Source organism: Rhizobium pantanalense, assembly GCF_030182525.1.
Taxonomy (GTDB): Bacteria; Pseudomonadota; Alphaproteobacteria; order Rhizobiales; family Rhizobiaceae; genus Rhizobium.
On the sequence record NZ_JAQJCH010000010.1, the window covers coordinates 184,615 to 209,261 of the forward strand.

At 58.7% G+C, this 24,647-nt stretch carries 20 protein-coding genes; 9 read left to right on the forward strand and 11 right to left on the reverse strand.

The window, feature by feature from the left end:
* Window positions 1–113: 113 nt before the first annotated feature.
* A complete protein-coding gene (locus tag PH558_RS24330; protein WP_113408713.1) occupies window positions 114–464 on the forward strand; it encodes a response regulator in 351 nt (116 codons plus the stop codon).
* Window positions 465–524: 60 nt separating this feature from the next.
* On the opposite strand, the gene treZ is transcribed toward PH558_RS24330, so the two are convergent.
* On the reverse strand, window positions 525–2,285 hold the full coding sequence (gene treZ / locus PH558_RS24335) for a malto-oligosyltrehalose trehalohydrolase (RefSeq protein WP_285207052.1): 1,761 nt from the start codon (window positions 2,283–2,285) through the stop codon (window positions 525–527).
* A 129-nt stretch (window positions 2,286–2,414) separates the two neighbouring features.
* Between treZ and treY the strand changes: the two genes are divergently transcribed.
* Together treY and glgX are read left to right on the forward strand one after the other, a co-directional pair.
* Window positions 2,415–4,889, forward strand: coding sequence for a malto-oligosyltrehalose synthase (gene treY, locus PH558_RS24340; RefSeq protein WP_285207053.1), 2,475 nt, complete (start codon window positions 2,415–2,417; stop codon window positions 4,887–4,889).
* A gap of 97 nt (window positions 4,890–4,986) precedes the next feature.
* The gene (gene glgX, locus PH558_RS24345) at window positions 4,987–7,056 is read left to right on the forward strand and encodes a glycogen debranching protein GlgX (protein WP_285207054.1); all 2,070 of its coding nucleotides are present in this window, start codon (window positions 4,987–4,989) and stop codon (window positions 7,054–7,056) included.
* A 399-nt stretch (window positions 7,057–7,455) separates the two neighbouring features.
* On the opposite strand, the gene PH558_RS24350 is transcribed toward glgX, so the two are convergent.
* Genes PH558_RS24350 through PH558_RS24360 form a run of 3 tightly spaced genes read right to left on the reverse strand, consistent with a single transcriptional unit; the run spans window position 7,456 to window position 10,365 of the window.
* Window positions 7,456–8,523: a two-component system sensor histidine kinase NtrB gene (locus PH558_RS24350; protein ID WP_285207055.1), complete on the reverse strand. Its 1,068-nt coding sequence runs from the start codon at window positions 8,521–8,523 to the stop codon at window positions 7,456–7,458.
* A gap of 37 nt (window positions 8,524–8,560) precedes the next feature.
* Window positions 8,561–10,057 carry a circadian clock protein KaiC gene (gene kaiC / locus PH558_RS24355; protein WP_113408717.1) on the reverse strand — a complete coding sequence of 499 codons (1,497 nt, stop codon included), beginning with the start codon at window positions 10,055–10,057 and terminating at the stop codon, window positions 8,561–8,563.
* Window positions 10,054–10,365, reverse strand: a complete 312-nt coding sequence (locus tag PH558_RS24360) for a circadian clock KaiB family protein (RefSeq protein ID WP_095438081.1) — start codon at window positions 10,363–10,365, stop codon at window positions 10,054–10,056. The genes kaiC and PH558_RS24360 overlap by 4 nt, the downstream gene beginning before the upstream one ends.
* A gap of 259 nt (window positions 10,366–10,624) precedes the next feature.
* Here PH558_RS24360 and PH558_RS24365 point away from each other — a divergent pair, with 259 nt between their 5' ends.
* Window positions 10,625–11,380: a Crp/Fnr family transcriptional regulator gene (locus tag PH558_RS24365; RefSeq protein WP_113408719.1), complete on the forward strand. Its 756-nt coding sequence runs from the start codon at window positions 10,625–10,627 to the stop codon at window positions 11,378–11,380.
* Window positions 11,381–11,557: 177 nt separating this feature from the next.
* Here the strand turns inward: PH558_RS24365 and PH558_RS24370 are convergent, their stop codons facing one another.
* Entirely contained in the window at window positions 11,558–11,854 is a 297-nt protein-coding gene (locus PH558_RS24370) for a hypothetical protein (RefSeq protein ID WP_095438079.1), read from the reverse strand.
* A gap of 182 nt (window positions 11,855–12,036) precedes the next feature.
* Here PH558_RS24370 and PH558_RS24375 point away from each other — a divergent pair, with 182 nt between their 5' ends.
* From PH558_RS24375 to PH558_RS24385, 3 genes are read left to right on the forward strand one after another with little or no spacing between them, the layout of a single operon-like run.
* Window positions 12,037–12,798, forward strand: coding sequence for a gluconate 2-dehydrogenase subunit 3 family protein (locus PH558_RS24375; protein ID WP_095438078.1), 762 nt, complete (start codon window positions 12,037–12,039; stop codon window positions 12,796–12,798).
* Window positions 12,799–12,800: 2 nt separating this feature from the next.
* Window positions 12,801–14,567 (forward strand): GMC family oxidoreductase, encoded by a 1,767-nt coding sequence (locus tag PH558_RS24380; RefSeq protein WP_285207345.1) that lies wholly within the window; start codon window positions 12,801–12,803, stop codon window positions 14,565–14,567.
* 29 nt (window positions 14,568–14,596) lie between these two features.
* Window positions 14,597–15,811 (forward strand): c-type cytochrome, encoded by a 1,215-nt coding sequence (locus tag PH558_RS24385; RefSeq protein WP_095438077.1) that lies wholly within the window; start codon window positions 14,597–14,599, stop codon window positions 15,809–15,811.
* 268 nt (window positions 15,812–16,079) lie between these two features.
* Here PH558_RS24385 and PH558_RS24390 read toward each other — a convergent pair whose 3' ends face one another.
* From PH558_RS24390 to PH558_RS24415, 6 genes are all read right to left on the reverse strand, one after another.
* Window positions 16,080–17,330, reverse strand: a complete 1,251-nt coding sequence (locus PH558_RS24390; RefSeq protein WP_285207056.1) for an MGH1-like glycoside hydrolase domain-containing protein — start codon at window positions 17,328–17,330, stop codon at window positions 16,080–16,082.
* A gap of 30 nt (window positions 17,331–17,360) precedes the next feature.
* Window positions 17,361–18,419, reverse strand: a complete 1,059-nt coding sequence (locus tag PH558_RS24395; RefSeq protein WP_113408723.1) for an ABC transporter ATP-binding protein — start codon at window positions 18,417–18,419, stop codon at window positions 17,361–17,363.
* A 13-nt stretch (window positions 18,420–18,432) separates the two neighbouring features.
* Window positions 18,433–19,293 (reverse strand): carbohydrate ABC transporter permease, encoded by an 861-nt coding sequence (locus tag PH558_RS24400; protein ID WP_483314183.1) that lies wholly within the window; start codon window positions 19,291–19,293, stop codon window positions 18,433–18,435.
* On the reverse strand, window positions 19,290–20,141 hold the full coding sequence (locus PH558_RS24405) for a carbohydrate ABC transporter permease (RefSeq protein ID WP_095438074.1): 852 nt from the start codon (window positions 20,139–20,141) through the stop codon (window positions 19,290–19,292). The genes PH558_RS24400 and PH558_RS24405 overlap by 4 nt, the downstream gene beginning before the upstream one ends.
* Window positions 20,142–20,212: 71 nt before the next feature.
* The gene (locus tag PH558_RS24410; RefSeq protein WP_285207058.1) at window positions 20,213–21,487 is read right to left on the reverse strand and encodes an ABC transporter substrate-binding protein; all 1,275 of its coding nucleotides are present in this window, start codon (window positions 21,485–21,487) and stop codon (window positions 20,213–20,215) included.
* Window positions 21,488–21,530: 43 nt separating this feature from the next.
* On the reverse strand, window positions 21,531–22,541 hold the full coding sequence (locus PH558_RS24415) for a substrate-binding domain-containing protein (protein WP_095438072.1): 1,011 nt from the start codon (window positions 22,539–22,541) through the stop codon (window positions 21,531–21,533).
* A gap of 401 nt (window positions 22,542–22,942) precedes the next feature.
* Here PH558_RS24415 and PH558_RS24420 point away from each other — a divergent pair, with 401 nt between their 5' ends.
* Both PH558_RS24420 and PH558_RS24425 read left to right on the forward strand, forming a co-directional pair.
* On the forward strand, window positions 22,943–23,851 hold the full coding sequence (locus PH558_RS24420; RefSeq protein ID WP_285207059.1) for an amino acid ABC transporter permease: 909 nt from the start codon (window positions 22,943–22,945) through the stop codon (window positions 23,849–23,851).
* Window positions 23,851–24,612, forward strand: coding sequence for an amino acid ABC transporter ATP-binding protein (locus tag PH558_RS24425; RefSeq protein WP_285207061.1), 762 nt, complete (start codon window positions 23,851–23,853; stop codon window positions 24,610–24,612). The genes PH558_RS24420 and PH558_RS24425 overlap by 1 nt, the downstream gene beginning before the upstream one ends.
* The last annotated feature ends 35 nt before the right edge of the window (window positions 24,613–24,647 follow it).

Genomic DNA, 24,647 nt, shown 5'->3' on the forward strand with positions numbered 1-24,647 from the left:
GTCTTTGGAGGTTGGACAATACCGTCGGGCAGCGCATTCGACAGAACTGTCCTTTAGCGGACATCATCTTTCTTCCAATTTTGTCTATCTCTGATTGCATGAGGAGGTTGTTAATGAAGATCATGATCGTCGAAGACGAGCCCTTGGTGGCACTCGAATTGGAACGTATCGCTATCGAAGCTGGCCACGAAGTCGTAGGCTCTTTCATGACCGCGGAGCAGGCTCTGGCTTATGCGTCAAAGGCACAGGTGGCTTTCGTGGATCTCGGCTTGGCCGATGGCCACAGCGGAGCGGGACTCGCTCGTCGATTGACGGATCGGTTCAGGATAAAAGTGATCTTTGTGACCGGCAGCCCCGAACGCGTTGGATACGGCCTCGAAGGAGCAGTCGGAATAATCGGCAAGCCATTTACCGACAACGCGATCATCGACGCCTTGGAAAAGGCGCAGCGCCTACGAGCCTAAACTAGCGGACCTCCAAGGCTTTCGAAGAGCGGCGCAAGCTCGTCGCTCAACTAACGTGGCTTAGGACAGGCTCCAGACAACGGTCCACGGTCCCATCGAATTGTTGGCTGTGCTGCCCACCGAGAAAAATGCTTGTCCCTCGGTAGGTCCTTGTAAAGCAGCTGGCGTGTTCGACAGATTGGCTGTCAGATGGAGGCTTGAGGCATCCATTTGCCAGCGCAGTCGGAGGGGCGAGGCGTCTGGATCGTAGGTCGCCACGCAACTAGACGCATCAGCAAGGAGCGGCACGACGACTTGATGTCTGAGCCGCAGCAACTGCTCGTAATAGTTGTCAATTGCCGAGTTCTCACTCATTTTGTCCCAGCGCAATTTGGCGCTGCGAAAGGTGGTTTCGGCCGTCGGGTCGCACGCGTCCTCCGCTTCGAAGCCGGGCAGGCGCTTCAGTTCCTCCTTGCGGCCAAGCCTGATCTTGGCGTTGAGCTCCTCATCGAAATCGCAAAAGAAGGGAAAGGGATCGGCAGCGCCCCATTCCTCACCCATGAACAGCATGGGGATCTGCGGCGAGAGAAGATAGATGGCTGCAAGGGCCTTTATCGCCTCGATCGGGTGGGAGGAAATCATGCGATCGCCGCGTGCCCGATTGCCGATCTGGTCATGGTTCTGGATGAAAGAAATAAAAGCCGATGGTGACAAGCCAGCGCTCGGCGATCCTCTTGGCCGGCCTCGATACTGCATATGCTCCCCCTGGAACGCGAAGCCTTCGGCAAGCGCACGGCTCAAGCGTGGTGCCCAATCGGCATAATCCTCGTAGTAGCCGAAGATCTCGCCTGTGGCCGCGACATGAAGAGCGTGGTGGATGTCATCATTCCACTGTGCCGTAAAGTGGCGCGGCTTACCGTCTTCGTCGCGAGCGAGGAGAGCCGCTTCATTATCCTCGTTCTCGACGATCAGATGAATTTGGCGTTCAGGGAACGCGCTCCTGACGCGTTCAGCAAGTTCAAGAAGGATATGCGGATCGCTATCGTCCTTCATCGCGTGCACGGCATCGAGCCGCAAACCATCCATCCGGAACTCGCTCAGCCAATAGATTGCATTTTCGATGACGAAATCGCGGACGCAACGGCTGTCCTCGGCATCGTAGTTCAGGCCTTTGCCCCAGACGCTTTCGTGCCGGTCGCCGAAGATCGGCGCGTAGCGGGGCAGGTAGTTCCCGTCCGGCCCGAAATGATTATAAACAACATCGAGAAAGACGCAGATGCCCCGCTCATGGGCTGCATCGACGAGCATTTTGAGATGTTCGGGGCGGCCGTAGCTGCTATCCGGCGCATAGGGTAAAACACCGTCGTAACCCCATCCATATCGGCCGCGAAAATCCGAAAGCGGCATGAGTTGAATGGCCGTTATGCCCAGGCGCTGCAAGTGGTCGAGCTTTTCGATAGCCGCTAGAAACGTGCCGGCTTCCGTGAAAGCGCCGACATGTAGTTCGTAGATGACGATTTCCTCCCAGCAGCGTCCCTTCCATCCCTGCACTCGCCATTCGAACATGGGATCGATCAGTTCGCTCGGGCCGTGGACATCTTCGGGCTGAAAGCGTGAGGCAGGATCCGGCACGGCAAACCCATCGGCCAGCACGAACTTATAGCGATCGCCGATCTGCGCATCTTTGACTTCGACGACGTGCCACCCATCCTGCCTCCGCCGCATAGCCCATTCCCCACGCTGCTCAATGCGGATGCGCACGCGCTCCGCCAAGGGCGCCCACAGGCGAAACAAGACCGCATTCTCGTTGATTTGGGGCCCAAATGCGAAGCTGTGCTGCATGACATCCCGTCCGTCGATGACACTTAGATTTTCCTGCGTTCCAACTCATCTTGACGGGAACGGTTCCTCAGATGGGAACAGATCTCTTTCAGTTCCGTTCTTAAGAGCCCCCGACGCAGCGAGGAAGCCATGACCGTCTTAACGTCCACCTATCGCCTGCAGTTTCGCGGAGATGTCACCTTTGACAAGGCAACGGAGCTGGTTCCCTATCTGAAAGATCTCGGTATCAGCCATGTCTATGCCTCGCCGATCCTTGCAGCGAAAAAGGGATCGACGCATGGCTATGATGTCACGGATGCGAACGAGATCGACCCGGTGCTTGGCGGTCGCGAGCGGTTCGATGCTTTCTGCGCGGCCTTGCAGCAGGCGAGCATGGGCTTGATCCTCGATATCGTTCCCAACCATATGGCCGCCTCCGTTGAAAACGCGTGGTGGCGTGACGTATTACAGCGAGGATCGGGCAGCGCCTATGCCGGCCATTTCGATATCGACTGGCGCCGCAAGCTCACCTTGCCGCTTCTGGGACGCCCATTCGAGGAGAGCCTGGCCGCGGCGGACTTTCATCTTCGCTACGAGGCTACAAATGGGTGCGTATATCTAGCCTACTTCGACGATCTGCTTCCGCTCTCGATCGAAAGTGTCGAGCGGCTGGCCGCGGACATAGGAACGGATGCGGAGCGGTTGCGCGCATTTTCGAGGGATGCGGCCGCCATGAGAAAACTTCTCGCGGAACAGCATTGGCAATTACTCTATTGGAAAGATGCCGCCGAAAACCTCAGCTACAGGCGCTTCTTCGAGGTGGCAGGCCTGGTCGGAATGCGCGTGGAGGACCCGCGGGTCTTCGACGACACGCATCGGCTGATCATCGAATTGGTTCGTTCCGGACAGGTCCAAGGATTACGCGTCGACCATATCGATGGACTGGCCGATCCGAAGGGCTATCTCGAGCATTTGCGGCAGGCCGTCGGCCCGGACACGTTCATCGTAGTCGAGAAAATCCTTGCCCGTGGCGAGACGCTGCCGGCGGATTGGCCGGTGTCGGGAACGACCGGCTACGAATTCATCGCCGCCATGGCCGATCTCTTCGTGAACGAGGAGGGATTGTGCAAGCTGGAGGAAGCCTACAGGTCTGTCAGCGAGGAGGATGCTGACTTTGCCGCAGGTTTGCGCAGGGCGAAGCTGTTGATGGTCGAGCGCAATTTCGCCGGCGAGACGAGGCGTCTGACGATACTGGCATGTTCGATTTTTCCCGATTTCGACGCGGAGGAAATAGCGGCGGCGCTTCGCGAGCTGCTGGTCGCCTTCCCGGTTTACCGTACCTACGGCTATCGGAGAGCTGCATCGTCCGATGACGTGGCGGTCATCGAGAGTGCCTGCGAGAAGGCCCGAAGCCGATTGCCGACCGTTGATGCCCTCGATGCCCTCGGCCGCCTTCTGAAAGGGGATGTTGCTGCAGCCGAAGCCCTGGAGTTTCGAGCCAGATTCCAGCAGCTCAGCGGTCCGATCATGGCAAAGGCAGTCGAGGACACGCTGTTTTATCGATATAACCGCCTGATCGCACTGAACGAGGTCGGAGGCGAGCCGCATATGCCGCCGGGCTCGGTGGCGGCCTTTCATCAATCCATGACCGATCGATTTCGGCGACAACGCCGCGGCCTTTCCGCGACCTCGACGCATGATACCAAGCGGGGAGAAGACGCCCGCGCCCGCCTCTACGGCCTGACGCAGGATCCTGATGCCTGGATTGCCGGTGTCGAGCGATGGCGCAACATGAATTCTCCTCTTCGTTCCAGCCTTGCCGATGGACCTGCACCTGAGCCCAATATCGAATGGATGCTTTATCAGACGCTTGCCGGCATCTGGCCGCAGGACCTCGAGAGGGCCGATCGGAATGCACTGAAGGAACGGTTTTGCGCCTATGCCTTGAAATCGATCCGTGAAGCCAAGCTCCGGACGGATTGGATGGATGAAAATCCTTCCTATGAGCATGCGGTCCAGGCCTATGCCGCCGCTTTGTTTTCGGAGGATAATCAGGACTTCATCCGTGATTTCGACCGGATGCTGCGCCCTTTCATGGAACTTGGTTTCCGCAACAGCCTGTCGCAGTTGCTGATCAAGCTCACGGCTCCCGGTATTCCCGATATCTATCAGGGGACCGAGGGACTTGATTTCAGCTTGGTCGATCCGGACAATCGAAGACCGGTCGGCCATCTATGGACTGACACGGGAGCAGCCGGTCCCCTTGCATCGGATGCGGCTTCCTTGAAACGGCACGTCATCCGTAAGGTGCTACGCTATCGTAATCAACATCCCTTGCTTTTTCTCGAGGGCGAATATGTGCCCTTGGAAACCAGCGGGGCACGAGCATCCAATCTCGTGGCTTTCGCGCGCGTTCATGAGCGTGAGATAGCGATTACGATCGTGCCGCGCCTGGTCGATATGCCTTCATCAGATTTCTGGAAAGACACCGCTGTGACGATGCCGCGAGAGCTCAACGCGCCGCTATACGATCTCCTGACGGACAAGCCTTCTTCAGCCGGCAATCTTCTGGCAGCGCAGCTGTTTGCCGATCATTCCCTATCGCTTCTCGTGGGAGATCGCTGACGATCCTGGCGTCGATGCATGCGTAGTCAGACTTCAAGGCCGGAACAAAGCGCTTCACGGGGTGTTTCTGCTGCGCAGCAACGAACACGAGGATTCCATGACGGAAGGCGGCAAGAGGCATGCGATCGAGCCTGGAGATTTCACGCGCCTGGGAGCGAATTATGACGGAGAGGGTGTCAATTTCGCACTTTTCAGCGCCTATGCGGAAAAGGTGGAGCTCTGCCTTTTCGACGAAAGCGGAAAGCAGGAGATCGAGCGGATCGCCCTGCCGGAATATACCCATGAAATCTGGCATGGCTATGTGCCTGGATTGAAGCCGGGTGCCTTGTATGGCTACCGCGTGCACGGCCCGTTCGATCCCCTAAATGGTCATCGCTTCAATGCGAATAAATTGCTCGTCGATCCCTATGCCCGTGAGCTTGTGGGCAACATCGAATGGTCGCAAGCCCAGTTCGCCTATCGTCTGGATGACGAGCAAAAGGATCTTTCCTTCGATGAGACCGATAGCGCCGGACAGATGCCGAAATGCCGTGTGGTCGACCTCAAGAATGAAGCGCCGGATAAACGGCCGTCGGTAGCGTGGCCTGAGACAATTTTCTATGAGGCGCATGTCAAGGGAATGACCATGCTGCATCCGGCAATTCCAGAGCCGTTGCGTGGCACGTTTGACGGCCTGGGGCACGGGGTCGTCGTCGATTACATCAAGAGCCTCGGCATCACCTCGATCGAGCTCCTTCCCATTCATTTCTTTCCCGATGACAGTCATTTGCTCGACAAGGGCTTGCGCAACTATTGGGGCTACAACAGTCTTGCCTTCTTCGCGCCGGCAACGCGTTATTACGGGCCGAAAGGCCTTGAAGGCTTTCGCGACATGGTGCGTGCCTTCCACGATGCCGGTATCGAGGTCATCCTCGATGTCGTCTACAATCATACCGCGGAGGGCAATGAACTCGGTCCGACCCTTTCATTCAAAGGCATCGACAATTTCTCCTATTACCGCACCCTGCCGGATCAGCCCCGCTACTACATCAACGACACCGGCACCGGCAACACAATCAACACGTCGCATCCGCGCGTGCTGCAAATGGTGACGGACTCACTTCGCTATTGGGTCGAAGAAATGCATGTCGATGGCTTTCGTTTCGATCTCGGCACTATTCTTGGCCGTGAACCGCAGGGTTTCGATCAGCGCAGCGGCTTCTTCGATGCGGTCGGCCAGGATCCGGTGCTTGCCAAAGTCAAACTTGTCGGCGAGCCGTGGGACATTGGCCCCGGCGGTTATCAAGTGGGGGGATTTCCGCCGGGCTGGGCAGAATGGAATGACAAATATCGCGATACGGTCCGAGATTACTGGAAGGGCACTCCCGGCATGACAAGGGATTTTGCCGCCCGCATCTTAGGGTCGGGCGATGTTTATGATCTTCGCGGCCGCCGCCCATGGGCGAGCGTCAATTTCATCGCCGCCCACGATGGCTTCACGCTCAATGATCTCGTTTCCTATAACGAAAAGCATAATGAGGCCAATGGCGAAGACAACAATGACGGCCACAATGACAACCGCAGCTACAATTACGGCGCTGAAGGTCCGACCGACGATGAAGCCATCAATACCGTTCGAGAGCGCCAGAAGCGCAATTTTCTCGCAACCCTCTTTCTCTCACATGGTGCGCCTATGCTGCTGGCGGGTGATGAATCCGGCCGTAGCCAGATGGGCAACAACAATGGCTACTGTCAGGACAACGAACTCAGCTGGCTGCATTGGGACGATCGATATGGCAGCGCCGAAGCGCTTTACAATTTCGTCAAACGCCTGATCGCCTTGCGTCAGGCACATTCCATTCTCAAACGGGAAAATTGGCGTGACGGTTTGATCGTCACCTGGCTCAATCCGAGCGGCGGAGGGCAGACTGACGAGCAATGGGACGATGAAGCGAACACGGCGATCGGCTTGCGCCTGTCGCGTGAGCAACCCTTCGAAGAGGGCTGGGATGATGTTCTAGTCCTTTTCAATCCTCATGATGGTGATGTCGACTTTACCTTACCGGATGACAAACGCTGGGCGCTGGAGCTGTCGACATCCCATCCTGATGGGCAGGATCGGGGCGGCGCCGACAAGAAATTCTTGAAACTTGAAGCCCGCAGTCTCTCGCTCTTGAGGCCTTCCTGAAACAAGCGTGAGAGAAATGATAATGCGCATCGCGGGTTTAAGAGTGTGCAAACTCGGACAAGCGACGGAAATCTCGATCCGGTCCAGTCGAAGGTACCGTCGATATAGGTTATTCCAGCGGTATGCGGCATTAGTTATCTCACTGGCCCGGTGGACGATGAAACGAATATTGGCACTTGGTTATCGTTTTGTAGCTCACATGATTTCTTGTGCTATGCCGCGAACAATACAGGTTGCCCATCCAATTAGTCTTTGCGCCACGTAAAACTGCCAATCACCGGAATTTTGGTCTGGAATCCAGGCCGACCGGCTCTGTTTGGTTTCCAGTAGAGGCCAATATCCGTTCTATTTGGAAATTCTTCCGCCATTCAACCTCTCGATGGCAAAAGTCCAGCACACCTAATCGCCGCCATCCGCAGCGTATGGCAGAAAAAGATGGATACTGGTGCCTTCGCCCAATTTACTATCGATGCGTACATGTCCACCTGACTGATGGACGAAACCGTAGACTTGGCTGAGTCCCAGGCCGGTGCCTTCACCCTCGGGCTTGGTTGTGAAGAACGGCTCGAACACTTGCGCGACGGTTTCCTGCGACATGCCGCAGCCATCGTCACGGACGGTAATTCGCACGAACGATGTGGCCGCGGTATCGAGGTCCCCCCGCTCATCAATGGCATTGCTCGTCTCGATCGAAAGCGTGCCGTGACCCGCCATCGCGTCACGTGCATTGACCGCAAGGTTGAGAAGGGCAACATCAAGCTGGTTTGCGTCAATGTGTACTTCATTCGGATCCGCGCCCAAATTCCGACGGACTTTCACCCCGCTTCCAAGTGTTTGCTCCAAGAGACGAGTGAGGGATTCGATACGTTCATTGATATCGATCGTTTCTGGAGCAAGAGTTTGGCGTCGAGAGAATGCAAGCAGTTGCTGGGTCAGGGCACCGCCATTTCCAATGCGTTTTCGCAGCTGATCGAGCAGCAGTTGGACGTTCGGATGTGTCGGATCTTGTTCGAGCTGCCTTTCGAGAAGTTTCACACCCGAGTCGAAGACGGCCAGAAGATTATTGAAATCGTGAATGATACCCGCCGCGAGCCGTCCGATCGCCTCCATCTTCTGCGACTGACGCCGGCGTTCGTCGGCCGCGCGTTGTGCCGATACGTCACGCAAGCTGGCAAGCAATGCTGCATGTCCGTCCCAGCCGAGTTCCACCACCCGCATTTCTACCTCAGCGGGCGGTCCACTTGGCCTATGCACTGTGAGTTCGGTCGCCTCGCCGGATACCACGGGTCGTCCAAGTGGAACATGCACTAGCTTTTCCGTCGGCTGACCGAAGATCTGCCCTGCCGCTGGGTTGGCGTAGAGGACATCTCCTGCTAGGTCGACGACAAGAACGCCGTCCGCGATGGTTTCAACGAGACGCTGGAAGCTGAGTTGGCTAATGCCGGCCCGGTGCTCGTCGGTGGCCATATCCCCAGCCTCTGTGGCATTCCGCGCGTCGTCCCCATTATTCATGGCGATGCTCCGACACGACCGCATCACCGAACACGTCCGGTGCGCCGCCGAACGCCTCTCCAAGATGCATGCCCGAACTGTCGATGGTGAAACGACGGATCTGCTTGTCATGCTCGCTGCCACGCATCTTCAAGACCATCAGACCGCGGTGCATCATGTCAACCTCCTGGATATAGCGCAGAAGAATGATCGAGTCTGTCAACGTCGAGATATGCTGTTCGCTAGCGCTCTGGCCGCCGACAAGCGATTTGTTCGTTGCGGTGCAAAGGCCGGCGATCTCGCGCTTCTTGATAAAGGACGTGAGACTGATGAGAAACTCCCGAAAACCTGTGTCGGGCGCGATGCGTTCCAATGCCGAAAGGCTGTCAACCGCAAACCTGTCAGGCTTGAATTCCTCGACCAATTCCCGGATCATCAATAGATGATCCGGAAGGCTCTGTGCCTCCGGATAAAGGCAAACCACCTTGAGCTTTCCATCCTCCTCCATCGCTTCGAAGTCGACGCCCCAGCCGCGTGCATTACGAAACAACTGCCCACGACTTTCTTCATAGCCGACCAGCAGTGCACGCTCGCCAGCCGCCACACCGCCGGCGAGAAAGTTCGTCACCAGCAGTGTCTTTCCAGTTCCCGTCGCGCCGCTCACCAGGGTAACACTGTCGCGGAAGAAGCCGCCACTCGTCATTCCGTCAAGCTCGGCAATGCCGCTCGTTACCCGCTTGGTGCTCGATTGCTGCTCAAGCCGCAGCGACGAGAGCGGTACTGCGACAATCCCCTGGTTCTCGACCAGCGTGATGGGCACCTCGCCTTCGACATGCCGACTGCCGCGCATCTTCAGAACCTCGATCGTTCGCCGACGGCGTTCGCGCTCGAGGGCATTGCGTAAGATGACAACATTGTCTGCAACGAATTCCTCGATACGATGGCGAGAAATGTCGCCGTATTCACTGTTGCGCTCTGCGGTCATAAGGACCGTCAGCCCTTCTTTCTTGAGCGCTGTCGCTGTGCGCAACAATTCCCGGCGCACCGTCGTCGGATCTGCGACAAAGTGGTCGAAAAGCTGCGTCAGCGAGTCGAGCACAATGCGCTTTGCCTTTGTTGCCTTGACGGCATGGAGGATGCGTGCGAGCAGGCCGGCGAGATCGAACTCGCCAACGACCAGCTCGTCTCGATTTCTTGGGCTTGCGTCGACAAAAGCGAGCCTGCTCTTTTCCCGCCATCCGCGCAGATCCCAGCCGAAGCTCGCCATATTGACTTCGATCTCTGCGGGCGGTTCCTCGAAGGTGACGAACACACCCGGCTCGTTGAGATCGGTGATGCCGTGGGCGAGGAACTGCGTTGCAAAGACGGTTTTGCCACTTCCTGGCGTTCCGCCGACGATCGTCGTGCGGCCGCGAGGAAGCCCTCCCATCACAAGATCGTCAAAGGCGGCAATGCCCGTCTTTACTCGTTCAAGAACGGGATCGATAATTGGCTCCTCTGTGGCGGTCATAGGGCTGTGTCCTTCTTCCGATAGCCGAAGTATTCCAGAACCTGGTTCGTGTCGCTGATGTCGCCAACCATTCGCCGCGGAGGGGTTGCCGACTCGTCGGAAAGAGTAGGAGTCGCGAGAATGCCGGCCGTTTCAGCCAGGTCAGGGCGTTCCAAAATGTTGACGATCTCGATGTCCATCTCACCGGCGGTGGCCTCAATCAAAATCTTCCGGCTCTCCAATGCGCGCCGAGCGCCGGGCGTATCGCCCGCCACATAGAGCCGCAACGTGGAGCGCAATGCCGGATCGGGCGGATTTTCGATGGTCATGGGACACGCACATCTCGACGAGGGATTGATGGTGCTGGCGTGCCCGCGGCGCCCGCCATTTCAGTACGGCTAGTCCGGCATTCTTGGCCTCCCAAGCGAACCGATGTCCCAACTGAGAGCCCGGCACAACGTTGCGCTTGCTTGGGTCTTAAAAGCACCCAGTGTCGCCTTGTAGACATAAATCGAAAACGTGTCTGTCCACTTGTGAACATTTCCGCGGCTGAGACGTTGCAAAGTTTGTTTGGATGGAGTCGCAACCATGGACGCACGCACCAGGGACCTGGATTCACCTGGAAACAATCTCCTACGTGCTCTACGAGCCAATGATTGGTCCGTGTTACAGCCCAAGCTTAAGGAATGGTCGGCGCCGACCGGCACGCTCTTACATGAGCCGGGCGATACTGTACGCTATGCCTATTTCCCGCGGGGATCGAGTCTGATCTCCTATCTGGTTGTGATTGGCGACGGACGCGCGATCGAGACAGCGCTCGTCGGCCGCGAAGGTGCTGTCGGAGGCATTGTCAGTCAGGGGAGGCTGCCCGCTTATGCACGGGCAGAGGTACAGCTTGGAGGAGACTTCTTCCGCATCGATCTGCATGATCTGGAGGATGCGAAGACGCGCTCGCCGACGCTCAGATATCTATTCGCACGCTATGCCGATTGTCTGATGGCGCAAGTGTTTCAGTCGGTGGCATGCAACGCCGCCCATACGATAGAACAGAGAACGGCCAAGTGGCTCATGGCTGCGATCGAGAGAACAGGAGCGGTCGATGTCGCGATGACTCAGGAACAATTGGCCGCCATGCTTGGTGTAGGGCGCAGTTATCTAAGCAGAGTGATCCAGGACTTCCGAGAACGAGGCGTCATCGAAACTCATCGCAAGCGCATCGGCGTCCGCAACGTCGATGGCCTGCGGTCGCTGGCCTGCGGGTGCAATGCCTGTGTCAGTCGTCACTTCGACGACGTGTTGACGGGCGTATATCCAGCCGAGGAAAACGGCCTGGCTGTAAAATAGACTACAATCTCCGCCTGCAACGGGAGACGGTGAACCGCACCGGGTTGGTTTTCCAGACATCTCTATCAAAGGGTTCCGACTTTCGCCAAGCCGGCGAATTGGGCCGCAGTGGCTGCTTCGCTCGCGGAGTCCAACGCCCATCGTGCCATGCGCCGCTCCGGCGATGAGCGGGAGCTGTCAGTCGCAGCTCTGCGAACCCGCTTGCTCCTGATTGGCCGACGTCGAGGTCATTGCGTTGGCCTGATTGTTGCAGCCGCCACTATTCTTGTTCGAATCCGCCTTCGTCTTCTTGCCGGTGTCCTGTACCCCGTTCGTTCCCGTTTTATTGTCTCCCTGCGCCGGTTTATCTTGGTTTGTCGCGGGAGCGGGAGATGAATGATCGTTGGCTGCGCCGTCGGGGCCGCTGGATTGTGCCAGCGAGGCTGTGGCCAGGCAAAGTGAAACAAGCGAGGTGGCCGCGATTTTCGAGAGCATGGCTTTCTCCTCAACATTCTTGTAAGTTCACTCGGAACTTTTGCAGCTGCCCGAAGTTCCGAAGCCCGTCGCAGATATTTAGGGCGGACATATGTTTTCCGTTGCCGAGCGGGACAATTCACTTCGATCCTATTCCTGTCACTTGAGCCCGCGCGAATACTGGTTAATCGAGGGTATTTTCGATGGAACGTAAACGTGCTCGGGGCCATACCCGCCGCGCATTCCTCTCATCCACGGCTGTCGCCATCATCCTTGGGTCCGTGCAAAGGGCGAGCGCTCTCATCATCGGCGGGGAACGTCCCTGGATCCCATTTGACGCCAGTCCGCCGGATGTGCCCTCGGGGGCAGCGCCCAGACGATGGTTTTTCTTTACCGACGAGGAAGCAGAGACGATCGGCGCCATTACCGAACAGCTGATCCCGGCCGATGAGCTCAGCATCAGTGGAAGAGAGGCAGGCTGTACCGAATATATCGACCGGCAGCTGGCGGGTTTTTTTGGCAATTTCGACCGGCTTTACATGCAGGGTCCTTTCCAGCCTGGTACGCCTGAACAAGGCGATCAATCGTCGCTCGTTCCGCGTGCCCGCTATCGCCTGGGCATTGCGGCGCTGAACGAACACTGTTCCGCCACCTTCAAGCAGCCCTTCGCCCAATTGACGAGCGAACAGCGCGATCAGGTGCTGACGGATCTTCAGCATGGAAAAATCGCCATGCGGGACATCGATTCCATGTCCTTCTTTTCGCTCGTCCATGCCAACACCATGGAGGGGTTCTTCGCCGATCCGATCTATGGCGGCAACAAGGACATGGTCTCCTGGAAGATGCTCGGCTTTCCCGGGGCCCATTATGACTACCGAAACTACGTGGAGCGCCATAACGAGACGCTTGATCTGCCGCCGGTTGGCATTGCCGGGCGGCCCGAATGGAACATCGGAAAGGATTGATGATGGCGACGAAGCTGCCTCACACGGATGTCGCCATAATCGGCCTTGGCTGGACCGGTGCCATTGTAGCAAGCGAACTGACGGCCGCCGGTCTCGATGTCGTTGCGATCGAGCGCGGACCATGGCGCGACACGGCGCGCGACTTCAGCATTGCGTCCGTTCCGGACGAGCTCCGCTATGTTCACCGGCAGGAACTCATGCTGCGTACGGCGCAAAATACGGTGACCGTCCGCAACGATCCTTCGGAAACTGCCCTGCCGATGCGCAATTGGGGTTCCTTCCATCCTGGAAACGGGACGGGTGGCGCCGGTAATCACTGGGCCGGCATTACCTTCCGCTTTCAGCCGCAGGAGTTCCGGCTGAAGAGCTATTTGCAGGAGCGTTACGGCCCCACAGCCATTCCCGATGAATTGACCTTGCAGGACTGGGGGACCGATTGGAGCGAGATGGAGCCGTTCTATACAGCCTTCGATCGCATTGTCGGCACGTCGGGAAAGGCGGGCAATCTCCGGGGCCAGATTCAGGAAGGAGGTAATCCATTCGAAGGGCCCCGTTCGGAAGAATATCCGACGAAACCGCTTCGCCAGCCATATGGGCCTGTTCTGTTCGCCAAGGCCGCGGCGGAGATGGGCTATCGGCCCTTTCCAGTGCCGTCTTCGCTGATTTCCGAGCCTTATACCAACCCTCTTGGCGTAACCATGGGGCCATGCACCTTCTGTGGGTTTTGCACCAATTACGGCTGCGCCAACTATTCCAAGGCCAGCCCCATCGTGAACATCCTTCCGGCCCTTGTTCGCCGGCAGAATTTTACGGCGAGGACGAATTCCGAAGTCTTGAAAGTGCTGACCGACTCCACCGGCAAAAAGGCGACCGGTGTTCTCTTCGCCGATACCTCCGGCGAGGAATGGGAGCAGCCGGCGGATCTTGTCGTTGTCGGCGCCTTTACCTTCGAAAACGTGCGTCTGATGCTGCTATCCGGGATCGGTAAACCCTACGATCCCTCCACCGGAGAAGGCACGACCGGGCGCAACTATTGTTATCAGACGGCCAACGGGGTGCAGCTCTTCTTCGATGACAAGAACTTCAATCCTTTTATCGGCGGCGGCGCGGTCGGCATGGGGATCGATGAGTTCAACAATGACAATTTCGACCATAGTGGACTCGGCTTTTTCGGTGGCGGGTCGATCCGCGTCACGCCGATCGGCGCCGCTCCGATCAGCTATCGGCCCGTGCCGCCCGGGACGCCCGCCTGGGGCAAGGAATGGAAAAAGGCGACGGTGAAGAATTACCTGTCGGCCATGTCGATCGGCTGCGAGGCCTCGAGCTATGCAACCAGGAACAATTATCTCTCATTGGACCCGACCTATACCGATCGTTTCGGGCGGCCGCTTTTGCGCATCACCTTCGATTTCCCTGAAAACGACCTCAAGATGGCACAATATTGCACCTCGAAGGTCGCCGACATCGCCAGGCACATGGGGCCACGCCAGATGGTGGAGAACCCGATGAAAGGTCACTGGAACACGGTTCCCTATCAGTCGTCGCATGTGGTTGGCGGCTTCATCATGGGGGAAAATCCGGCCAACAGCTGCGTCAACAAATATCTGCAAAGCTGGGATGTGCCGAACCTGTTTGTCGTCGGCGCTTCCGCCTTCCCGCAGAATCCCGGTTACAATCCGACCGGCACTGCGGCTGCCCTCGCTTTCAAGGCTGCCGATGCAATCAAGAACATCTATCTTAAAGATCCGGGCCCGATGGTGCGCACATGACGAGGGCGCTCTGGAAATTCAGGCTCGGGATGACGGCAGCCGCAGTTGGGGGCTTATCGTCACTTGCCATGGCGCAATCCCTAGGCGATGCGGAGTTCAATGTGGTCGACCGGGGCCGCTATCTCTCCATTCTGAGCGATTGTGCTGCCTGCCACACCGCGCCAGGAGGAAGGCCCTTCGCCGGCGGTCTGAGCATCGAAACACCTTTCGGCAATCTGGTCACGCCGAATATTACGCCCGACCGCGAGACCGGCATTGGCAAATACACGAAGGACGACTTCCAGCGCGTCATGTCCGAAGGGATCGGCAGGGGCGGCTATCATCTCTACGCTGCCATGCCGTATCCCGCCTACACCAAAATGACCGCTGAGGATAACGCAGCACTTTTCGCCTATTTGCAAACGTTGCAGCCGGTCAAAAATCAGGTCGAGGTCAACCAGCTGCCGTTTCCCTATAACCAGCGCTGGTCGCTATTCGGCTGGAACGCCCTGAATTTCACCGCAGGTGTTTTCAAGCCGAATGCAGACAAGAGCAAGCAATGGAATCGCGGGGCCTATCTCGTACAGGGGCCAGGACATTGCGGTACATGCCACACGCCAAAGAACGCGCTCGGAGGCGACAAGGACAGCGAGGCATTGCAAGGGTTTGTCATTCAGGGATGGAATGCTCCCAATATCACCACCGATCAGCATAAAGGCATCGGCAGCTGGAGCGTGGACGATATCGTCGCCTATCTCAAGACGGGCGCGAACCGGTTTGATCTAGCGTCCGGACCGATGGCGGAAGTCGTCACCAAGTCCACATCCAAGATCAGCGATTCCGATCTTGCAGCGATCGCCACCTACCTCAAGGACAGCGGCGAGACGTCAACGGCAGCATCTGCCGCCATCGCGCAATCCGAGCCTGTCATGAAGGCGGGTGCGGCTCTTTATGCCGACCGTTGTTCCGGCTGCCATACGCCGGCGGGCGAGGGTATACCAAAACTGTTCCCAAGGCTTGCCGATGCGCCGCTCGTCAATGCCGATGACGCAACATCGCTGATCCATGTGGTCCTCGCCGGAAGTCGAGCCGGCAGCACCGATGCTGTCAGTACTTCCCCCGCCATGCCCGCCTTCGACTGGAACATGTCCGACGAACAGGTTGCAAGCGTCCTGACCTATGTCCGCAATAGCTGGGGCAATGCTGCACCGGCGGTAAAGCCCGCGGATGTTGCAAGTCTGCGTGACCATTTAAAGAAGCAGTGATCATGCAATTTAACGGTTTCTTGAAGAAATCCGGATGGCTCGGGTTACGAACGGAAGGAAGCGCTGTCAGCATATCTCAAAGATAGCGTGCGGCCAAACCGCTGCACCACAGCATCAGCCTTGGTGCCATACGTGAGTCCTGAAATCGTCATATATCGAAGCCCTATTCGGGCACAGCATCAACGATCAACCAGCAGTCCGGAAAGTGGGAGCAAAATAGCGCTTACACGACCTAAGCTTTATGCGCAGGCGCGACTGATACCTAAATTTATGACGCCACAAGCCACATATACGCTGCCGCCGTCCAGGAGAAGCCAAGGCCGCCGCAGCCTTCACCGGTGACCGGGTCGAAATATTCGGCAAAACCCTCCGCCTCGATCGCCGAGATGGTCGATTTGCGCAGCTTCTCGGCATCGTCGATCCGGCCATTGCGCTTCAGGCCGTCGATCAGCAGCCAGTTGATGATCGCCCAGGCCGGGCCGCGCCAGTACCGTTTCGGCTCCCAACTGTCGATACCGGGCTTTACTGTCGGGAAGGCGACTTTCATCCCCTTGGACCATGCCTTCATTTCATCGACGAGAGCGCCGACGACCGCCTGGTCGAGATCGAGCGACAGAAGCGGGATGAACCCCGCTTGTGTCGGTGCCTCGATATCCCAGCCCGAAACGAGATCGCGGGATACGAAACGCGACAGATCGGGTCGCCACTGGGCGAGGATCGCGTTGCGAGTTTTTTCATTGAGTGCGGCGATCTCGGACGCATCTTCATTGCGGCCGAATTCGTGGGCGAGTGCTTCGAGGTCTTCGCCGGCCTTGAGCAGGATCGCGGTGGTCTGGATCTCGGCGACCTTGAAGGGTGCCTTCGCCCACTGTCTAGCCGGCTCCCAACCGCAGGCGGCATAGGTGTCAACCAGGTGGATGAAGCGCTGATAGTCCTCGTCGCGGGGACGCATCGAAGCGTTCACGTGGCCGGTATCCTTCCGCACGACCGGGGTGTCGGTAGTGGTGGGAACGCGGGCGAGCGCGAGGTCCCATGCGGGAGAATTGTCGCTGCCGCTTTCCCAGGGGTGAAGCAGAGCAACGAGGCCGGTCCCTTCAGGGTCGCGGGCCGCATACCACCAGCGGTGCCATTTCAGTGCCGCCTCGTAGAGCGGCAGGGTGCGGGTCTTGTCACGGGTGGCTTCGTGCAGCTTGCGGAGCGCGATAGCGAAAACGGGCGGCTGGGTGATGCCGGAGGTGGGGGGCGTGTGGCGGGTGCGCCATACGTTCGGGCCTGGAAAATAGCTATCGCTCGGCTGGTGGAAGACGATATGCGGGATCATTCCGTCCGCCCACTGGCCCTCGACCAGCCGCTCCAGTTCGCGATAGGCGCGGTCCGTATTGTAGAGCGCGAAACCCATGGCGACGAAGGCGGAATCCCAGTTCCATTGGAAGGGATAGAGCCGGTCCGTCGGCACCGTATAGCCGCCGCGGTCGTTGGCGACGAGAATGCGCTTGGCTTGATCGATATGCAGGTTCATGTCGGTACTCCGGAATTGGGAAAGGACGCCCTAGGCCATCACGGCCGGAAAGGATTGGCCGCTTTCGGGCGAAAGCCAGGTGATGCGCTTGCGATCGAGCTTCAGGCCGATCGTATCGCCGCTCCTGACGGTTTCGGAGGCAGGCAGGATGACACGGACGGGCTGATCGTGGATCGAGCCGGTCAGGAGCAGGTGCGAGCCCATCGGTTCGGCGACCCGCACTTTCATTTCGAGGCCCTCGGGCAGGCCCGCGAGTTCGACCGCCTCGCCGCGCAGGCCGAGGATGATCTCCTTGCCGGCTTCCTGCGGTGCATTCAGTTGCTCGATCCCGGCAGAGACCTGGCCGTTCAGGACAGGTACCTTGATGAAGTTCATCGGTGGATTGCCGATGAACCCGCCGACGAAGCGCGTTGCGGGATGATTATAGACATCGACCGGCGAGCCGACCTGCTCGACGATCCCTCCGTGCATGACGGCGATGCGGTCGGAAAGGCCCATCGCCTCTGTCTGGTCGTGCGTGACGTAGATCGTCGTTGTGCCGGCCGATTGCAGCACCGTCTTGAGTTCGGTGCGCATTTCGAGGCGAAGCAGCGCATCGAGGTTGGAGAGCGGTTCGTCCATGAGGAGTACCTTGGGCTCGACGGCAAGCGCGCGGGCAACGGCGACGCGCTGGCGCTGGCCGCCCGAAAGCTTGTTCGGATAACGGTCGAGATACTGCTCGATATGCAGCAGGCCGGCGGCCTTTTCGACCTGCGCCTTGATGCGCGCCTCGTCTGCCTTCTGCATGCGCAGCCCGAAGGCAACGTTTTCGTACACCGTCATATGCGGGAAGATCGCATAGTTTTGGAAGACCATCGCAAGCCCGCGATCCTTGGGAGCGAGCCCGAGGACCGACTTGTCGCCGATGCGGACATCGCCGCCGGATGCGGTTTCGAGACCGGCGATGATGCGCAGGAGCGTGGTCTTGCCGCAGCCGGACGGGCCGAGAAGCGAGACGAATTCACCGTCGTTGATCGTCAGCGAGACCTCTTTCAGGGCCTGGAATGCCCCGAAACTCTTGCGGACACGGTCGATGACAATATTGGCCATGGAATTGGTCCCGTTACTTGGAGGAAATGCCCCAGATCGCGAAAAGGTAGCGCCTGACCGCGAAGATGAAGACAACCGAGGGAAGGATGAGCATCAGGCCGCCGGCGAAGCGATAATGCATCGGGCTTTCGGAAAGCACCGTCAGCAGATAGGCCGTCAGCGTGCGGTTGCGCACCGTCAGCACCGAGGCGGCAAAGACTTCGTTCCAGGAAATGACGAACGCAAAGACGGCCGTTGCGACGATACCCGGCAAGGCGAGCGGCGCAACGACCTTGAAAAAGGCCTGGATGCGGGTGCAGCCGAAAACCCATGCAGCTTCTTCCAGCTCCTTCGGGACGCCGAGGAAAATGCCCTGGGTCACTAGAGCCGCGAAGGGGAGCGCCAGGACCGTATGGATCAGGCCGACGCCGACGATCGTATCGTAAAGGCCGAGCCGGATGAAGGACACGGTGAGCGGCAGCGCCAGGATCGCCAGCGGGAAGGCGCGCGTCAGCAGGACCAGCAGCCGGTAGCTGTCCTTGCCCGCAAAATTGTAGCGGGCGAGCGCGTAGCCCGCGGGCGCCCCGAGCAGGATGGAGAGGGCTACCGTGATGCCTGCGGCGCCCAACGAATTGAGGAAGGAGCGGACGACCCCTTCCGCCTGCAGGAAGAGAATGAAGGGTTCGAGCGAGATGCCGGTCGGCAGGCCGGTCTTCGGCCAGATGTAGACGCCCTGTCGCCCGCCGAGTGCGCCTAGCGCCACGAGATAGATCGGAACCAGAACCCAGGCGCAAAGCGCGGCGATACCGCTCCAGAGCAACCAGCGGCGCGATGAAACGAAGCTTGCGGGATTGGCGGTGGCGGCTGCTTCGGAACTGATGGCTTGCATGTTCATGGCAGGCGCTCCGGATCGACCTTGAAAGCCTTGAGATAGACGAGGGTTGCGGCGAGCGAGATGACCATGATCAGAACCGCATAGGCGGCCGCGACGCTGTAATTCTGGTTCTGGTTCTGCCAGTTGTAGGCTTCGCCAACGAGGACCGGAAAATTGCGGCCGCCCAGTGCATAGACGACTGCGAAGACCTCGAAGGCGAGTACGGTGCGCAGGATGAGGGCCGATTGGAGCGCCGGGCGGATCAACGGCAGAGTTATTTTCCAGAAGCGCGTCCAGGGACCGGCCCCAAAGATTTCGGCGGCTTCCTTGAACTCCTTCGGCACCTGGTTGAGCCCGGCGACGATGATGACCATGACGATCGCCGTGCCGCGCCAGATCTCCGCTACCGCGATGGCGATGAAAAGCGCAACAGGCGTCTGGTAGGAGAGCCAACTCGCCTGGCGGCTGATCACGCCGAGGCTGAAGAGCAGCGAGTTGAAATAACCGCTATTCTGGAGGATCGACAGCCAGACGAGGCCGGCGGCGAGATCCGAAATGCCGAGCGGGATCGTCCAAATCCACAGAATCGTCTCCCGCCCGCGGCCGATCTTGGCGACCATCGTGCCCATGGCGAGCGCGATGGCGATCTGGACGGGTACGACAACGATCGTCAGCAGGAACGTGTTGCGCACCGATTGCATGAAATTGATGTCCGTCACCATGCGCTGCATGTTTGCAAGCGACGGCGCGCCGTCCTCCGAGACCGCCAGCCAGATCGTCTGCACCAGCGGCACGATGAAAAGCAGGCCGAGGAAGACGACGGATGGCAGGATCAGCAGATATGGGATCCAGGGTCGGTTTTGGGTCATGGGCTCCCGCCTCGAAAAGCAGGGTTGCGGAAAGAATGCCCGGACATTTGCGCCCAAGCACCCAGGGAGGATTATTGAACCGGGCAGGCGCCGTCGCTCTTGGCATCCGGTGCCCAGCAGGGAGCCTTGGTATCGGTCATCAGTTTGGCCATGACGGCGCCCTGCTTGGCCAGCACGTCGCCGACGGGCTGGTTTTGCAGCACGATCAGCTGGAAGCTGTCCATATAGACCTTGTTGAATTCGCCGCCCTTGTCGCCGAGGCCGACTGGGAGAAGCGAAATCACTGCATCCTTGGCCGTCTGGGTCTCGGCGACGGCACCGGCGAGAAGTGCGACGCCCTTGTCGAGATCCGGCGGCAGCTGGACGTTCAGCGTCGGGAAGAAGCCGACCTTAGACGCGGTGAGCAGCTGGATCCCCGGGGTCGTCAGTGTTTCGATGATCTTCATCGCGCCCGCCGCATCCGGGGCACCCTTCGGGATCGAAAGGCCCGCGAGAACGGGCATGTATCCGCGCCCCTTGGGGCCGGCCGGGGGCGGGAATACGACGTAGTCGTCCGGCGAGGCGGAAATGGCATTTTTTAGTCGGGCGACATGATCCCAGGCGACCATGACTTCACCGGCGGCCAGCGGCTCCTGCATGAAATCGTAATTGGTCGAGTTGGGGTTTACATAGGCCCAGAGCACCTTGAGTTTCTCCCAGCCTGCCGCGGCATCGGCGTTCTTGAAGGTGCGCACCACGCCGCCGGTGAAGGACGGGTAGAAATAACCCTGGAAGTAACGTGCCATCAGGCCCTTGGGACCGGCCGGGAAGCCGATCTGCGGTTGGCCGGTCGCCTGCTGCATGTTCTTGCCCCACTCGATCAGCTGATCGTAGGTGATGGCGTTGATATCGGCGCCCTTCGGCAGGTATTGCAGGGCTTCCTTTCTGGCGGCCATGACATAGGTGGCCTGCATCCACGGAATGTATTGCTGGCTGGATTTCCCGAGCTTGCCGAGATCGAGGAGCGATTGCGGCATGCCGCCGCCGGCGAGCTTCTTAGCGAGATCATCAAGCGGTTCGAGCTGATCCTTGTCGGCGAGTGGTGAAAGCTCGCCGTGCAGCGCGCCGACCAGGCTGACGGTGTGCTTGCCGGCCTTGGCTTCTGCCTCCATGCGTACGGCGAACTGCGGCGGCTCCTCGACCACATAATCCATGTTGCCGGCATCCTTCAGCAGGTCCTGCCGCACCACGGTCGCCTCCTCGATCGGGCGAAGCTGCGTGGATACGAAGACCGTCTGGGCAAGCACCGGTGAGGCAAAGGCCAGCACAGTGGAAGCCAGAATTCCGATTGATGTGATAGGTTTCATATTCTCTCCTCCTCATTGTTTTTGTCTGTAATGCACTGTCTGCTCATGCCGCTTTCATCGGGCGGCGATGGCTGTCGCGATCGATGAATTCGATCGCGTGAAGCTCCTGCAATTCCTCCGCAGGCTCGCCGGCGATCGCCCGCAACAGCAGCGAGGCGAAGCTCGCACCGAGATTTTCGCCGGTCATGCGCATGGTCGAGAGGGAAGGGCTGGTGAAGGCACCCGTCGGCAGGTCATCATGACCGACAATGCTGATCGCGTCGCCGCCATCGATCTCGCGTAGCGCTCTGAGCGCTCCGATCGCCATTTCGTCGGTGGAGCAAACGAGCGCGGTAGGACGCGAAGGCTGCCGGAGCAATTCCAGTGCGGCGAGATAACCGCCCTGTTCCGTGGGCGCGCCTTCGGCGCAGAGATCGGCATTGAGACCTGCCTCGTCCATCGCCGCCTTCCAACCCGTGCGGCGCACATGCGCGAAGTAATATTCCTGTGGCCCGGCGATATGGCCGATGCGGCGGTGGCCGGCGGCCTGAAAACGGACCGTTGCCGCGTGAAACCCGGCAAAACCGTCACCGTCGATATAGGGATGCGGCACGAGGCTTTCGGTGCGTCCGTTGGTGACGAAGGGAATGCCGCGCGACTGGAGAAATTCGACGCGTTCGTCCTGCCGCCTGGTGCGGACGAGAAGCATGGCGTCGACGCGGCGGCCATCAACGAAACGACGGCAGATGTCGAGTTCACTTTCACCGCGTGGCACAGGCGCGATGACCAGGTTGAGGCCGGCACTTGCAAGATGCTCAGCACAGCTGGAGAGCATGTCGAGGAAATGCGGCGGACCGATATGCCCGGGGTCGCTCGGCAGCGTGATGGCAACGAGTTCCGCACGTTGTTTTCTTAGCCTGCGCGCCGATGCGTTCGGGCGGTAGCCAACCATGTCTGCAGCCTCTCTCACCCGCTTCTGGGTTGCTGCAGAGACATCGCCGTAACCGTCGAGTGCACGGGAAACCGTGGTGATCGACAGTCCGAGCGACTGCGCGAGTTGCTTGAGATTTGCCAAGATCGTCCTCCGGAACGGCGCAGAGAATTGTCCAAAACGTTTTGGGAGTCAAGCCAAAACGTTTTGGATTTTCATCATGCTAATCCTGACGCCGAGCGCGAGTTGTAGGGCGTCGATATGCACTACCTCTTGCGTGATCAAGATCGGCGGGGCGGCGTGTACAACGTCCGAAGGCGCTGCTGCTCCAATATGTTCGGGTCAGTCGATACTGCCATTGCGCCGGAGTCGTCCGACAAGAAACCGACTCTCTCATATGGATCGCATTTCAATTAACCAGCGCGATCGCACTGTGGAATGCCATGATTTATGCGCAACGCGCATAAATTACATGTTCAAATCTCGTTTGTGGCCGAATTCAAAAGCAACGTAAGCTTTCCCCATTAGAAAATGAAAGCTCACCAATGAGCTCAGGGGATCTTAATTTGACGAATTCAGCGCCACTGGACGTGAATGCGCTTGTGATCGTGCCACAGCGAAAAATCGGCACGAAGATCATGGCGGCGATCTGCGTCATCCTGCTTCTTCTTCTGGCGAGAGCCTTCTGGAAGGGCGATATCGCCTGGGAATATGTCGGACAGAACCTGTTCACCAGAGCCGTCATGTCGGGTGTCGGCAACACGATCATCATGACCTTCTGCGCCATGATCGTCGGCATCGTTCTCGGTGTCATTGCCGCGATCATGCGCATGTCGGACAATCCCGTTCTGCGCGGCATATCGGTCGGCTATGTCTGGCTGTTCCGCGGCACGCCGGCGCTGCTGCAGCTACTCCTGTGGTTCAACCTCGCTCTGATTTTCCCGGCGATTGGTATTCCGGGATTGTGGTCGCTCCGCACCGTTGACGTCATGACGCCCTTCGTTGCCGCCCTCCTTGGCCTTGGCATTCAGCAGGGCGCCTATACTGCCGAAGTCGTGCGCGCCGGCCTTTTGTCGATCGACAAGGGGCAGATGGAAGCAGCCCAATCGATCGGCATGACCAAGTTGCGGGCAACGCTGAAGATCGTTCTACCGCAGGCCATGCGCGTCATCGTCCCGCCGATCGGCAACGAAACCATCGGCATGGTGAAGCTGACATCGCTTGCCAGCGTCATCCAATATTCGGAAGTTTTGAAAAACGTCGAGGACATCTACTACGTCAACTCGCGCGTTATCGAACTGCTGATCGTCGCAGCCATCTGGTATATGGTCGTCGTCACCCTTCTCAGCATCGCACAGATCTATATCGAGCGGCATTTCTCCAAGGGCTGGGGGCGGCGTGATGCCAGCGCGCAACAGGCGGCCAACCAGGCTCTCACCGGGGAGGCAAGCTGATGGACGCGATCATCAAGGTGCACGGCCTGCAGAAGTACTTCGGCACGTTTCATGTCCTGAAGGATATCGATTTCGAGATCAGGAAGGGCGAAGTCGTCTGCATTATCGGGCCTTCCGGCTCGGGTAAAAGCACCTTCCTGCGCTGCATCAACCAGCTCGAACAGATCGACGCCGGCTATGTCACGGTCGAAGATGAGATTGCCGGCTATCGTCGGGAGGGCAACCGGCTCTTTCCGCTGCCGGATCGCGAGATCGCCCGCCAGCGTCAGGCCGTCGGCATGGTGTTCCAGAAGTTTCATCTGTTCCCGCATCGCACGGTCCTGCAGAACATCATCGAAGGTCCGGTCGGCGTGCAGAAGCGACCGAAGCAGGAATGCATCGCCGAAGCGCGCGTTCTTCTGCAGCGCGTCGGCCTCACCGACAAGGCGGGCGCTTATCCGGGCGAGTTGTCCGGGGGCCAGCAGCAGCGCATCGCCATTGCCCGGGCACTCGCCATGAAACCGAAAGCCATGCTCTTCGACGAACCGACCTCGGCACTTGATCCCGAGCTGGTAGGTGAAGTGCTCGGCGTCATGAAGGAGCTCGCCGCCTCCGGGACGACCATGATCGTCGTCACGCATGAAATCGGCTTCTGCCGCGAGGTCGCCGACCGCGTGGTCTTCATGGATGCCGGTACGATCGTCGAGACCGGCACACCCAGCGACATATTGGAAAACCCCAGAAATCCCAGAGTGAAAAACTTCATCTCTGCGGTGCTTTAACAACAAAAACCCTGAAAAAGATCATCAGAGGAGAA